This window comes from Sphingomonas faeni (genome assembly GCF_003053745.1).
GTDB classification, from domain to species: domain Bacteria; phylum Pseudomonadota; class Alphaproteobacteria; order Sphingomonadales; family Sphingomonadaceae; genus Sphingomonas; species Sphingomonas faeni.
This window is the reverse complement of record NZ_QAYE01000009.1, coordinates 169,916-182,783: the sequence shown is the minus strand read 5'-3', so window position 1 is coordinate 182,783 and position 12,868 is coordinate 169,916. Positions and strand designations below refer to the sequence as shown.

Below are 12,868 nucleotides of genomic sequence, written 5' to 3'. Positions count from 1 at the left end.
AAGAGCGCTCCTCCTGAGGGGACGGCGCGCTTTACGCCGATTGGGGGCATGCGCAAGTCCTGCCGGTTCGGGGCGATGGCGGGTTGATTCGGTGCGGCGGGAGCGGCATGGCGGGCGGATGGTTCCCTTTTCGTTCGGCGGGCATGCGCTTCTGGCGTTGGCGCAAGGCGCGCTGTTCTGGCCGGAGCGGCGTGCGCTGCTGGTCGCCGACCTGCATTTCGAGAAGGCGAGTTGGTTCGCCAAGCGCGGCCAGATGCTGCCGCCGTATGATTCGATCGCGACGCTGGCCGATCTCACTGCGCTGGTCGCCGCGACCGGCGCGCGCGAAGTCTGGTGCCTCGGCGACAGCTTCCATGACAGCGACGGGTGTGAGCGGTTGCCGCAGCGCGCGCAGGACATGCTGCGGGCGATGACCGACGGGACGCGCTGGACGTGGATCACGGGCAATCACGATCCGGCGATCCTCGATCGGTGTGGCGGGGAAGTCGTGGACGAGGTGGTCGTCGACGGGCTGGTGCTGCGACATGAAGCGGACCGGGCGGAAACGCGGCCGGAATTGTCGGGGCATTTCCATCCGAAGCTTCGGCTGCGCGTGCGCGGAAAGCAGGTGGCGCGGCGGTGTTTCGTGGCGACGGCGACGAAGCTGATTTTACCCGCGTTCGGGTCGCTGACTGGCGGGCTGGATGTGGACCATCCGGAGATCGTTCGCGCGGTTGGAGTTGGAGCGGAGGCGATGGTGCCGGTGGCGAACCGGATGCTGCGGTTTCCCGTTGCTGCCTGACGCTTGTCGCTAGTTAGGTAAATAAGCACCACCCCGGCGAAGGCCGGGGCCCAATTGCGGGCGGCGTATAACGAAGGTTCGTCCGTCGTTACTGCAACCTTTCCAATTGGGCCCCGGCCTTCGCCGGGGTGGAAGTGTGGTGAAGGTGCAGCCTCAGCTAGAAATGGTCGGGAACGCCGCGCGGAAGGCGGCCACCTTCGGCTTGTCCCACGTCACCACGTACGGATGCGTCGGGTTCCGGTCGTAGAAATTCTGGTGATAGGCCTCGGCCGGGTAGAACGTCCCCGTCTCCAGCTTCGTCACGATCGGCCCCGAGAACGCATGCGTCGCGCCGAGTTGCGCGATGTACGCGCGGGCAACCTGTGCTTGCGCCGGTGACTGGGGGAAGATTCCCGAGCGATAGCTAGTGCCGCTATCCGGGCCTTGGCGGTTCAACGTCGTCGGATCGTGCGCGATCGAGAAATAGACGCGGAGCAGCGTGCCGTAGCTTACCACACGGGGGTCATAGGCGATCTTGATCGCTTCGGCGTGCTTGGTCGTCTCGGCAGAAACCTGGTCGTAGGTCGCGGTCGCCTTGGTGCCGCCGGCATAGCCGGTCGTGACCGCCTTCACGCCCTTCACATGCTCGAACACCGCTTCCATCGTCCAGAAGCAGCCGCCCGCGAGCACTGCGGTCTGGATACCGGGCGCTGCGGGAAGGTCGGTCTTGACGGCGGGGATTACGACGGCGCGGGCGCCTTGCGCAGTGCCGGTAGCAATAAACGCACCGGCGATACCGACGGCGGCGAGCGTGGCGAGAAGCGGCTTTTCCATGTTTTGATACATGGGGTTGCGCTTGCGCTTCGCTAGGCCGTCGCCGCAGTTATCAGGTGGCGGTTATCGCGCGGTGGCGGAGGCGCTGTGCTCGAAATGGCTGGCGAAGGTCTGGCGGGCTTCGGCGGGCTGCAGCGCGAGCAAACCGATGGCGCCGAGGACAAAACCGCCGCTGAACTGCCAGAAGAAACTCGACTTTACGATGCTGCGCATGATGCGATCCCAATGAAACCCAGTGATGGCGCCGACCGGATAGGTCAGCGTCAGTTACGGACCGGCATGTCGTAGCGATGCCGGCCAACCACAATGTCGTTTTTAGAAACTCTCGATTAACGCGCCGTGGCCGATGCGTTCATCGTGCAGCAGGCATCGCCCGGCAGGGTTGCCGGAAGATGTCGCCGCGTGTCTCGCTTGTTGCCGGCGTTAATTCAGCGCGGCGCAGGCCGCCTGAATGCGCGTGCACGCTTCGCGGAGCAGCGCGTCCGAGGTGGCGTAGCTGATCCGGAACGCGGGGCTGAGGCCGAACGCGGCGCCCTGCACGACGGCCACCTTGGCGTCGTCGAGCAGATAGCCGACCATCGCCTCGTCGGTGTCGATCAGGCGGCCGTTCGGCGTGGTCTTGCCGATGAGCTCGGCGAACGACGGGTAGACGTAGAACGCACCCTCCGGCGTCGGGCAGTGCATGCCGTCGATTGCGTTCAGCATCGAGACGACTAGATCGCGCCGGCCCTGGAACGCGGTGTTGCGCTCGGCGAGGAACGACTGGTCGCCGTTCAGGGCGGCGACAGCGGCGGCTTGGGCGATCGAGCACGGGTTCGAGGTCGACTGCGACTGGAGCTTGGCCATCGCCTTGATCAGCCACGATGCGCCGGCGCCATAGCCGATCCGCCAGCCGGTCATCGCATACGCCTTCGAGCAGCCATTGACGGTCAACGTACGCTCGAACAGCTCGGGGCACGCCTCGGCGATCGTCGCGAACTTGAAGCCGTCATAGACGATGTGCTCGTACATATCGTCGGCGAAGATCCACACGTGCGGATGCTTCGCCAGCACCGCGCCGAGCGCCTTCAGCTCGTCGATCGTGTAGCCGGCCCCGGTCGGGTTCGACGGCGAGTTGAGGATCACCCACTTGGTCTTCGGCGTGATCGCCGCATCGAGCGCGGCGGGATCGAGCTTGTAGCCGACCTCGGGGCCCGCCTTGACGATCACCGGCACGCCGCCCGCGAACTGCACGACGTCGGGATAGCTGACCCAGTAGGGCGCGGGGATGACAACCTCGTCGCCCGGATCGATCGTCGCGACCATCGCGTTGAACAAGGTGTGCTTGCCGCCGACGTTCACGCTGATCTGGTCGGTGGTGTAGGTGAGGTTGTTGTCGCGCGCGAACTTCGCGACGATCGCCTGCTTCAGTTCGATCGTGCCGTCGACGTTGGTGTACTTGGTCTTGCCGTCGCGGATCGCCTGGATTGCAGCTTCCTTGACGAAGTCCGGCGTGTCGAAATCGGGTTCGCCCGCACCGAGGCCGATCACGTCGACGCCTGCGCGCTTCAGTTCGAGAACGCGCGACGTGATCGCGAGCGTCGGCGAGGGGCTGATGCGGCCGAGCGCGGCGGATGCGTGCATGGTGTAACCTTTGCGGTTGTCCGCGAACGTCGCCGCGGAATTCGCGCGGGCTATACGCTCCGCTTGGTCGAATTCGCAACCGTAACGATGGCGGGAATAAGCCCGCGGACCGCATTTCCGATGAAGAACCCGGCGGTCAGGTCGGCTCGGGTCAGCGGCGCCTCGGTTGCGCGGCCCGATTCGAGGAGGTCGGCTCGCAATATCCCGGGGAGCAGGCCATGCCGTAGCGGCGGCGTGACGAGTGCTTCTCCAAGCTGTACGAACAGCGACGTGAAGCTGCCTTCGGTCAGGAAGCCTTCCGCGTCCTCGAACAATACCTCGAACGTCCCGGCGGCTTTCCGCGCGTCGTCGTAGAAGGCGCGGGCGCTCGTCTTGTGGCGGAGGCGAAAGTCGGTCGCGGCGACGGGCAGCGGGACGATCGCAACGGTTGCTTGCGCAGGCGAGTGCGGGAGCGGTGCCGCCTCGATCGCGATCGCGCCGGACGGGCTGAGCAACAGACGGATGCGGCGGGGTCCGCGCAACCGGAAGGTGGCGGCCTGGAGTTCGTTGCGCGCGGTGTGCCGGTCGAAGGTGAAGCCCAAGGCCTCCGCACTCGCCTTCATCCGCGCGAGATGCGCTTCGAGGCGGGGCAGTCCGTCGTCTGGATCGAACGCCATCGTCTCGATCAGGTCGAAGCGGCGCTGGCCGGCGGTGACGAATGCGCCCTTGGCATGGCATTCCGCCCATTCCGCGTCGGCTGCGCTGTCGGCGACGATGCCGGAGCCGAGACTCATCGTTGCCGCGCCGTCTTCGATCGCGATCGTGCGGATGGCGACATTGAATATGGCGTCGCCGTTCGGATCGAACCGCCCGATCGCACCGGTGTAGATGCCGCGGACGCGCGCGTGCTCGACCTCGGCGATGACCTCCATCGCGCGTTGCTTCGGCGCGCCGGTGATCGAGCCGCACGGGAATAGCGCGGTCAGGACGTCGACCGCGTCGCAGCCGGGTTTCAGCGTCGCGGTGACGGTCGAGGTCATCTGGTGGACGGTGGGATAGGTCTCGACGGTGAACAGGTCGGGGACCGCGACCTGGCGCGCGACGCGCGACAGGTCGTTGCGCATCAGATCGACGATCATGAGGTTCTCGGCGCGCTGCTTGGGGTCGGCCGCGAGTGTTTCGGCGAGCGCGCGGTCGCCATCGGGCGTGTCGCCTCGCGGCGCGGTGCCCTTCATCGGGCGGCAGGTGAGCGTGTCGCCGTCGAGCGCGAAGAAGAGTTCGGGGGAGAGCGACAGGAAGCGCGTCTCGCTGGTGTCGATGAGCGCGCCATAGCCTGCCTTCGCCTGCCGCCGCAGCCGGGCATAGAGCGCGAGCGGGTCGCCGACGAACGGGACGGTGGCGGCGAAGGTGAGGTTGGCCTGGTAGATGTCGCCCGCCGCGATCAGGTCGAGCACGCGCGACAGGCTGGCGTCGTAGGTGTCGCGGTCGATCAGCGGCTCGGGCGTATTGGTCCAGGCACCGGCGGGGTCTGGGAGGAAGGCGGCGACGTCTTCGGGCGCTATCGTCTGGTAGTCGGCGAACAGGCCGAACCAGAGCAGCGGGCCTTCGGTGCGGACGTCTACGGGCTTCGACGCGAGTGCCGCGCCGGCTTCGTAGGTGAGGTAGCCGGCAGCGTGCAGGCCCGCCGCGCGAGCGTCGCGGAGTGCGTCGAGTGCGGGGCGGACCTCGGCGAGTGTGTCGGCGCGGACGATCCGGACCGGGTCGCGGTACAATCGTGCAGGCGCCCCCCCCTCGCGGGCGTCATCGAGCAAAACGAAGGGCGCGGTCCACATCGTCGCGACTGTTGCACGGAGCGCGGGGCAAACCGCAAGCGGCGATTGCTCCTACCGACGCGCTATCCTATTTCGAGGCCATGACAAATCCTCCCCTCCGCGCTGCGCCCCCGCTCCGTGCTGGCATCGTGCCCGTCACGCCGATCGAGCAGAACTGCACGATCATCTGGTGCACCGCGACGATGAAGGCGGCGGTGATCGATCCGGGCGGCGACCTGCCGCGGATCATGGCGGCGGTCGAACAGGCGGGCGTGACGGTCGAGAAGATCCTGCTGACGCATGGGCATATCGACCATGCGGGGGGCGCCAAGCGGTTGTCGAACGATCTCGGCGTGCCGATCGAGGGACCGCACGAGGCGGATCGCTTCTGGTTGCAGCGGCTCGATCAGGATGGGCCGAAATACGGGATTTCGGGAGTCAATTTCGAGCCTGACCGGTGGCTGGTCGAGGGCGACACGGTGTCGGTCGGGGACCTCGTGCTCGATGTGTACGAGACGCCGGGGCATACCGAAGGTCATGTGATCTTCCACCACGCGCCGTCGAAGTTCGCGCAGGTGGGGGATGTGCTGTTTCAGGGGTCGGTCGGGCGATCGGACATGCCTGGGGGGAATCACGAGACGCTGGTGAAGTCGATCGTCGAGAAGCTTTGGCCGCTGGGGAGCGATACGAGCTTTGTTCCGGGACATGGACCGGCGAGCACGTTTGCGCATGAACGGGCGACGAATATGTTTGTGAGCGATCGGGCTTTGGCGGGGTAGCGTCCGCTTGCAAACCTAGCTGTTCCCCCGCGGAGGCGGGGGCCCAGACTCAACCAAGGGCGGTACGCTTGGCCCCTGGGCCTCCGCCTTCGCGGGGGAACAAGAAACAGAAGCGCTATCCTCTCAATTGCCGCACCCCGGCGAAGGCCGGGGCCCAGTTGAGGGACGAGGTTTGGCTGGCGTCGCGGTCCGTTATTGCGGCCTTTCCAACTGGGCCCGGGCCTTCGCCGGGGTGGTCCCGAGCGTGAGGGTTGGCCTTACTTCCGCTCCCCTGCCGTCTCAGCCCGCACCGACTTGAACTCCGAACCGTCGCGCCACTCGGGCCACAACCGGCTGTTCGCCAGCTTCGTGCCGATCGTCTTGAACAGGTCCACGTCCTGCGCCGCGCCGCGCAGGTCCCAGTCGGCGCCCCAGGCGTCGCAGGTCTGGTGATAGCATTTCATATAGCCGTCGAGCCAAGCCTGCCCCGCGGTCCGCCCGCCCGTCACCAGATCGGGCGCGCCGCTGATCGCCATCAGCAGCAGCGTCGGCACGCCGCGCCGCGCGACCGAAAAATGGTCGGCGCGGTAGAACAGCCCGCGTTCGGGGAGCGCTTCGGGCGTCACGACTCGGCCTTGCGCCTTGGCGGCATCGCCCAGCATGTCCTCGAGGCTGTTCTGCCCGGCGCCGACGAGCATGACGTCCTTGGCGGGGCCAGCCGTCTGGAGGATGTCGAGCGTCAGGTTGGCGACCGTCTTCGCCGCCGGATAGACCGGGTTCACCGCATAGGTTTCCGAGCCGAGCAACCCACGCTCCTCGCCGCTCCACAGCGCGAAGACGAGGCTGCGGTCGGTGCGGGGGGCCTTGGCGAAGTTGCGCGCGAGTTCGAGGACGCCCGCCACGCCGAGACCGTCGTCGTTGGCGCCGGGGCGGATGGTGCGCCCCTGCGCATCTGGCGCGCCGATGCCGTAGGCGTCCCAGTGCGCGCCGAACATCACGACCTCGTCTGCGTGCTTCGTGCCCGGCAACTTGGCGAGCACGTTCTGGCTCACGGCGGTGTCGTGCTTGACCGGCAGGTCCGTGGTGAACGCCTGCTTCAGCGCGACCGGGCGGAAGTCGCTCCGCCGCGCCGCTTTCCGTAACGCCGCCAGGTCGAGGCCCGAGGCCGCGAACAACCGGGTCGCTGCGCCACCTTCGAGCCAGCCCTGGAGCATCACCCGCGATTCGGGATCCTTCCGGACGATGTCGTAATTTTCGCCGGCGGGGGCGGTAACGGTGTTCCAGCCATACCCAGCGCCCGCCGTGTCATGGACGATCAGCGCGCCGACCGCGCCACGTCGCGCCGCCTCCTCGTATTTGTACGTCCAGCGGCCGTAATAGGTCATCCGGCGGTCGCCGAACTTGCCCTTCGCATCGTCGCCCGCGACCGCCTCGAAGTCGGGATCGTTGACGAGGAACACGGCCACCTTGCCCTTGAGGTCGAGGCCCTTGAAGTCGTCCCAGCCGCGCTCGGGCGCGCTGACGCCGTAGCCGACGAACACCATCGGTGCGTTTGCAATGGCGACGCGGTCGACGCCGCGGACGGTGCTCAGGTAGACATCACGCCCCTGCACCAGCGCGGTGTCGCCAGCTCGGACGGTGCCCGCCCCCATTCGCGTGTGGACGAGCGGTACGGGTTGCGTCCAGCTGCCGTTCGGGCCGCCGGGTTGTGCCTTCATTGCCTTGAACTGTGCGATCAGCCACGCGATCGTCTTGGTCTCACCGGGGGTGCCGGGCGCACGGCCTTCGAAAGAGTCGGAGGCGAGCGTCTTCACGTCGGCGGACAACCGCTCTGGCGATACCTGCGCGGCGACCGGTGAGGCAGCCAGCAGCGTGGCGGCACCCCATAAACGAAGCGCGCTCATGCCCGGCCACCCGACGGCACGACCTGGAAGGTCTTGGCAGTGGGCACGCTGTTCGCCTGATACGCGATCGTCAGCGCCCACCCGGCCAGCACCGCCATCAGCGCCCACGTCGCCAGCGCGCCCCCTGCCCGCGGCAGGCTCGACGTCGTGCGGTCCATGCCGAACGCGTGGGCGATTCGCGCAATCACGAACACCGCGCCGGCGATCCACAGCCATAGCGTCGATCCACCGGCGAGCTCGATCAGCCCGATCAGGATCAGGATGAACGGCGCATATTCGGTGAAATTGGCATGCGCGCGCATCCGCGCCTGCAAGCGCTGGTTGCCGTCGTCGCCGATCAGCACGCTTTCCTTCACGCGCATCGGCACGATTCGGAAGGCGAGCCACAGGTTGACGACGGCGGCGGCCGCGGCGATCGTCAGCGTTACGGGTAATATCACGGCGTTGCCCCTCAAATATCAGGTCTTTTGTCAGGCGCATGCCCTGCCACTCCGGGCAGAAGCTTGCAACGCGGGGTGAAATCGCTATAGCGCCACGCTTCGCGAGCGTCAGGCCGCATGGGTTGCTTCAGGCGGCCGGCATTCTTGTCGGTTGCCTGTGTCCCGTGTCCGGACGTACTCGGAGTCCCGACCTTTAGATTGAACAAGGTGCCGAAATGGCCGTCCCCAAAAGAAAAACCTCGCCCTCCAAGCGCGGCATGCGCCGTGGCCACGACTCGCTCACGATCGCGTCGTTCCAGGAATGCCCGAACTGTGGCGAACTGAAGCGTCCGCACAACCTGTGCGGTTCGTGCGGTCACTATAACGGTCGTGAAATCCTCTCGATCGAGGGCTGAGGCTTCCAACCGGAACCTCTAACTTGAACGAAGGATTGATGATGCCCGACAGCGGCTGGATCGCGGTCGATGCGATGGGTGGCGATGACGGGCTGGCAGTGATGCTCGCCGGTGTCGCGCTCGCGCGTCATCAATTCGAGGGCATGCGCTTTCTGCTGGTCGGCGACGAAGCTGCGATTCGCGAGGGGCTGAAGGCTCATCCGAACCTGTCGCAGAATTCGGAGATCGTCCACGCGCCGGAAGTCGTCGGGTCGAGCGAAAAGCCGACCCAGGCGATCCGGCGTGCGAAGAAGACGTCGATGGGCATCGCGATCGACCTGGTGAAACAGGGTCGCGCCGCCGCCGCGGTGTCGTCGGGGAATACCGGCGCGCTGATGGCGATGGCAAAGCTGTCGCTGCGAATGCTGCCCGGGATCGACCGGCCGGCACTCGCCGCGCGTTTGCCGACGCTCGGTGATACCGACATGGTGATGCTCGACCTCGGTGCGAACACCGAGTGCGATGCGCGCAACCTCGTCCAGTTCGCGATCATGGGCGCCGCCTACGCCCGCACCGCGCTCGACATCCCGCACCCACGCGTCGCGCTGCTGAACATCGGCAGCGAGGACATGAAGGGCACCGATGAGATCCGCGATGCGGCCGCGCAACTGCGTGCGACGCCCGCCGTCGACATGCAGTTCAATGGCTTCATCGAGGGCGACCGGCTGTCGCGCGGCGAAGTCGATGTCGTCGTGTGCGACGGCTTCTCGGGCAACATCGCGCTGAAGACCGCCGAGGGCACCGCGCGATTCGTCGCCGACCTGCTCAAGCGCGCGTTTCGTAGTTCGGTGCGGTCGAAGCTCGGCTTCCTGATCTCGCGCCCCGCAACCGAATTGCTGCGCGATCACCTCGATCCCAACAATCACAACGGCGCGGTCTTCCTCGGGCTCAATGGCATCGTCGTGAAGAGCCACGGCGGCGCCACCGAGCGCGGCGTCGCGACCGCGATCGGCAATGCCGCCAAGATGGTCCGCAACGATCTGGTCCGGCGCATCGCCGACGATCTCGGTAGCGTGGAGAAGGCGGCATGATCCGTTCGGTCGTCATCGGCACCGGCTCCGCCCTGCCCGCGCGTCGCGTCTCCAACGCCGAACTGGCGGAGCAGGTCGACACCAGCGACGAGTGGATCGTCGAGCGCACCGGTATCCACTTCCGTCACATCGCCGGCGAAGGCGAGACGACCGCGACGCTCGCCGCCGACGCGTGCCGCGCGGCTTTGACCGCGGCCGGGATCGAGGCGCAGAGCATCGACCTGATCGTGCTCGCCACCGCGACCCCCGACCAGACCTTCCCGTCGAGCGCCACCAAGGTGCAGGCGATGCTCGGCATCGACGACTGCGTCGCGTTCGACGTCGCTGCGGTCTGCTCGGGCTTCCTCTACGCGGTCCAGGTGGTCGACAGCATGATCCGCAGCGGCGTCGCCAAGCGCGCGCTGGTGATCGGCGCGGAGACGTTCAGCCGCATCCTCGACTGGGAAGACCGGACGACCTGCGTGCTGTTCGGCGACGGTGCCGGCGCGATCGTGCTTGAGGCGCAGGACACCGCCGACGAAGGCGGTCGCGGCATCCTGACCACCAAGCTGCACGCGGACGGCCGCCACAACGAGCTTCTCTATGTCGACGGCGGCGTTTCGACCACCGGCACCGTCGGCAAGCTCCGTATGAAGGGCCGCGAGGTTTTCCGTCATGCGGTGACCAATCTGGCTTCGGTGATGACCGAATCGCTGGCGATGGCCGGGCTGTCGTCGGACCAGGTCGACTGGGTCGTGCCGCACCAAGCGAACGCCCGCATCCTCGACGCGACCGCCCGCAAACTCGGCCTCGCGCCGGGGAAGGTGGTGGTCACCGTAGACCAGCATGCCAACACCTCGGCAGCCTCCGTGCCGCTCGCGCTCGATGTCGCGGTGCGCGATGGACGTGTCCGACAGGGCCAGATCGTCGTGCTCGAGGCGATGGGCGGCGGATTTACCTGGGGCGCGGCGGTTATCCGCTTCTAATCTCGTCGAAAGAGATCGATTCACTTGTAGAACAAAAGTTCTTCCGGTCGCGATCCTGCTTGTGTAGAGAAGCGCCGAGACTGGGAGCTTGCGAATGACGATGACCGGTACATTGACGCGCGCCGATCTGGCCGAGTCCCTCCACCGCGAGGTAGGATTGTCGCGTGCGGATTCCTCGAAGATCGTGGAACAGATTCTTTCCGAGATGTGCGGCGCGCTGTCCGAAGGCGAGAACGTCAAGATCTCGGGGTTCGGCACGTTCGTGCTCCGCGACAAGGGCGAGCGGGTCGGCCGCAACCCGAAGACGGGTATCGAGGTGCCGATCGCACCGCGCCGCGTCCTGACGTTCCGCGCGAGCCAGATGATGCGTGAGCGCATCGTCGGTGCCGACTGATCCGGTCATGCCCGATGACGCCGATACTTCCGGTGGCGATTTCACGGACGACATCGACGTAGCGGGCGGTCCCGGTTCCGACGACGACGGCAGCACATCCATAGGTGCCGTGGGTATAGCGACGGCGGGTCCGGGCAAGGCAGGCGCTGCGTTCCGGACGATCGGCGAACTCTCGCGTGAGACCGGCCTGCCACAGCATATCCTGCGCTATTGGGAGACCCGGTTTCCCCAGTTGCGGCCGCTGCAGCGCGCGGGGAACCGGCGCTATTACCGTGCCGAGGATGCGGTATTGGTGCGGCGCATCGATACGCTACTCAACCGCGAAGGCTATACCGTCCGCGGCGTGCAGCAGTTGCTTGCGGCCGAAAAGACATCGCCGGTCACGACCGACACGATCGAGCCGGTGATACCGGCGCTGCGTGCGATCCGCGCGCTTTTAGCGCAGGCGCTGGCCGAGGACGGCCGGCGCGCATAGCGCGTAACTGGCCGTCATAAAGGGGAGAGGGGAAGGACGGCGCCCTCCCCCTCGCCGATCTCAATCCTCGCTGCCGAGCGTCTTCTTGGCGGCATCCAGTGCTGCCTTGCCACCCTTGCGAACGGTCTTCACTGCGTCTTCCGACGCCTTTTCGACCGTTGCACCGGCCTTGCGACCAAGCCCGATCGACTTCGCCATCGCACGGCGCGCTTCCGAATAGGTCGCGGCGACCATCGGATAGTCGGCCTTCAGGTTGAAGCGCTCGCGGTACTGCTCCGGCGTCATGCCGTTGGTCGACAGGTGACGGCGCAGCGTCTTGTACTTCTTGCCGTCGAGCATCGAGATGATGTGGTCGGGCGATGCAAGCGACTTGCGCACCGAAACGGCTGGCTCGGATGTCGGCTGTGCCGTTGCCTCGGGCTCCGCTTCACCATTGCCGACCAGCTTCTCGACGGCCGAATGCATCGCGACGAGGAACGCAGGTACGTCGTCGGCAGCGGTGCGCGTATTGGGATTGGCAAGCCATGCTGCCGTCAGTTCGGCGGCAAGCTCGACGGTATTCAGTGTGTCAGTCACAGTATGTCCTTGAATTGAAAAATGCGCCCCTGCTGGCAGGCGCTTACTATGTTTGTATGAAATTTAACACCAGGTGTTTAACATACGTGCATCATTACATTTTGTTCATCGTCCGACATAAATATAATCGGTTTTACTGATACTGGCTGGGTTTCGTCTCAACTTCGACGCCACATCGTAGATGTCGGAGTAGATCATCAGTTCTATGAAACGCGCCGGAATTGCGCGCGCGGCACGGCGATATCACGCCGCATTAAACGTATTACATACTTACCTATCATGGACAGGCAGCGCGGGAGTCCGGTGAGAAACTACCGTTACTTGCTTATCGACACGGATTTTGCGGCAAGTCGCCAGCTATTCTATCAGTCGACGACTGCCCGCGACATCGTCGCGAACAGTCCTGTACCGTGAGTCCGGCGCCTATTTCGCCGAGGCGACGATGCAATATAAAAGGATTGGCACGCCGATCACGAGGATCATAAGCACAAGATTCACGTCGATGAAGCGGTTCAACCAGTTCGGCTGCTTGCGATCCCAACGATCGCCATCATCGGCAGAATAGTTTTCGACGATCTCCAGCTCGAACTTGTTCGAGAAAAAATGCTTCGGCCTCATTCTAAGGAAGGGCTGCGAGGCGCGATCCTGCAGCTCGACGTCATGATCCGCCAAAGGGCGACTATCTTTATCAGGGTTCTGTTCCGACACTGTGCGGTTTCCGTTTACTCGAGATCATGGGCGCGCAGAGCACGTCCCAAAGGTCAGATCGAATAAAGCCCGAACTCGAACGGCGAACAGCCGCGAGCTCGGGCTAACCGCGTGCGGCGAGTTGACCCGAATGGTCGAGGAAACGCTTATGTGTCGCAAGAGCGTACATGCAAGTT

Annotated in this window: 15 protein-coding genes; 7 read left to right on the top strand and 8 right to left on the bottom strand. The window is 65.4% G+C overall.

Annotated elements, in window-relative coordinates:
* Positions 1 to 118 precede the first annotated feature (118 nt).
* Positions 119 to 781, top strand: coding sequence for a ligase-associated DNA damage response endonuclease PdeM (pdeM, locus tag C8J25_RS16735; protein WP_107955515.1), 663 nt, complete (start codon positions 119 to 121; stop codon positions 779 to 781).
* Between the two features lie 153 nt (positions 782 to 934).
* Here pdeM and msrA read toward each other — a convergent pair whose 3' ends face one another.
* The 4 genes from msrA to pabB all read right to left on the bottom strand — a co-directional run bounded on the left by msrA (position 935) and on the right by pabB (position 5,028).
* Entirely contained in the window at positions 935 to 1,594 is a 660-nt protein-coding gene (gene msrA, locus C8J25_RS16730; RefSeq protein WP_107955514.1) for a peptide-methionine (S)-S-oxide reductase MsrA, read from the bottom strand.
* A gap of 63 nt (positions 1,595 to 1,657) precedes the next feature.
* Positions 1,658 to 1,807: a hypothetical protein gene (locus C8J25_RS20815; RefSeq protein ID WP_167397741.1), complete on the bottom strand. Its 150-nt coding sequence runs from the start codon at positions 1,805 to 1,807 to the stop codon at positions 1,658 to 1,660.
* Between the two features lie 210 nt (positions 1,808 to 2,017).
* On the bottom strand, positions 2,018 to 3,217 hold the full coding sequence (locus tag C8J25_RS16725; RefSeq protein WP_107955513.1) for a pyridoxal phosphate-dependent aminotransferase: 1,200 nt from the start codon (positions 3,215 to 3,217) through the stop codon (positions 2,018 to 2,020).
* A 50-nt stretch (positions 3,218 to 3,267) separates the two neighbouring features.
* Positions 3,268 to 5,028: an aminodeoxychorismate synthase component I gene (gene pabB, locus C8J25_RS16720; protein ID WP_107955512.1), complete on the bottom strand. Its 1,761-nt coding sequence runs from the start codon at positions 5,026 to 5,028 to the stop codon at positions 3,268 to 3,270.
* A gap of 80 nt (positions 5,029 to 5,108) precedes the next feature.
* Here pabB and C8J25_RS16715 point away from each other — a divergent pair, with 80 nt between their 5' ends.
* On the top strand, positions 5,109 to 5,786 hold the full coding sequence (locus C8J25_RS16715; protein ID WP_107955511.1) for an MBL fold metallo-hydrolase: 678 nt from the start codon (positions 5,109 to 5,111) through the stop codon (positions 5,784 to 5,786).
* 257 nt (positions 5,787 to 6,043) lie between these two features.
* Here the strand turns inward: C8J25_RS16715 and C8J25_RS16710 are convergent, their stop codons facing one another.
* A complete protein-coding gene (locus tag C8J25_RS16710) occupies positions 6,044 to 7,669 on the bottom strand; it encodes a M28 family metallopeptidase (RefSeq protein WP_107955510.1) in 1,626 nt (541 codons plus the stop codon).
* Positions 7,666 to 8,109, bottom strand: coding sequence for an MAPEG family protein (locus C8J25_RS16705; protein ID WP_107955509.1), 444 nt, complete (start codon positions 8,107 to 8,109; stop codon positions 7,666 to 7,668). The genes C8J25_RS16710 and C8J25_RS16705 overlap by 4 nt, the downstream gene beginning before the upstream one ends.
* A gap of 215 nt (positions 8,110 to 8,324) precedes the next feature.
* Here C8J25_RS16705 and rpmF point away from each other — a divergent pair, with 215 nt between their 5' ends.
* From rpmF to C8J25_RS16680, 5 genes are all read left to right on the top strand, one after another.
* On the top strand, positions 8,325 to 8,504 hold the full coding sequence (gene rpmF, locus C8J25_RS16700) for a 50S ribosomal protein L32 (protein WP_056054400.1): 180 nt from the start codon (positions 8,325 to 8,327) through the stop codon (positions 8,502 to 8,504).
* A 41-nt stretch (positions 8,505 to 8,545) separates the two neighbouring features.
* Positions 8,546 to 9,574, top strand: a complete 1,029-nt coding sequence (gene plsX, locus C8J25_RS16695) for a phosphate acyltransferase PlsX (protein WP_107955572.1) — start codon at positions 8,546 to 8,548, stop codon at positions 9,572 to 9,574.
* Positions 9,571 to 10,539, top strand: coding sequence for a beta-ketoacyl-ACP synthase III (locus C8J25_RS16690; RefSeq protein ID WP_107955508.1), 969 nt, complete (start codon positions 9,571 to 9,573; stop codon positions 10,537 to 10,539). Before plsX ends, C8J25_RS16690 begins: the two co-directional genes overlap by 4 nt.
* A gap of 94 nt (positions 10,540 to 10,633) precedes the next feature.
* Positions 10,634 to 10,933, top strand: coding sequence for an integration host factor subunit alpha (locus C8J25_RS16685; RefSeq protein ID WP_056063634.1), 300 nt, complete (start codon positions 10,634 to 10,636; stop codon positions 10,931 to 10,933).
* 115 nt (positions 10,934 to 11,048) lie between these two features.
* Positions 11,049 to 11,408: a MerR family transcriptional regulator gene (locus C8J25_RS16680; RefSeq protein WP_244187177.1), complete on the top strand. Its 360-nt coding sequence runs from the start codon at positions 11,049 to 11,051 to the stop codon at positions 11,406 to 11,408.
* A 60-nt stretch (positions 11,409 to 11,468) separates the two neighbouring features.
* Here C8J25_RS16680 and C8J25_RS16675 read toward each other — a convergent pair whose 3' ends face one another.
* A complete protein-coding gene (locus C8J25_RS16675; RefSeq protein ID WP_107955506.1) occupies positions 11,469 to 11,984 on the bottom strand; it encodes a Ros/MucR family transcriptional regulator in 516 nt (171 codons plus the stop codon).
* 423 nt (positions 11,985 to 12,407) lie between these two features.
* Positions 12,408 to 12,692 (bottom strand): hypothetical protein, encoded by a 285-nt coding sequence (locus C8J25_RS16670; protein WP_146173368.1) that lies wholly within the window; start codon positions 12,690 to 12,692, stop codon positions 12,408 to 12,410.
* Positions 12,693 to 12,868 lie beyond the last annotated feature (176 nt).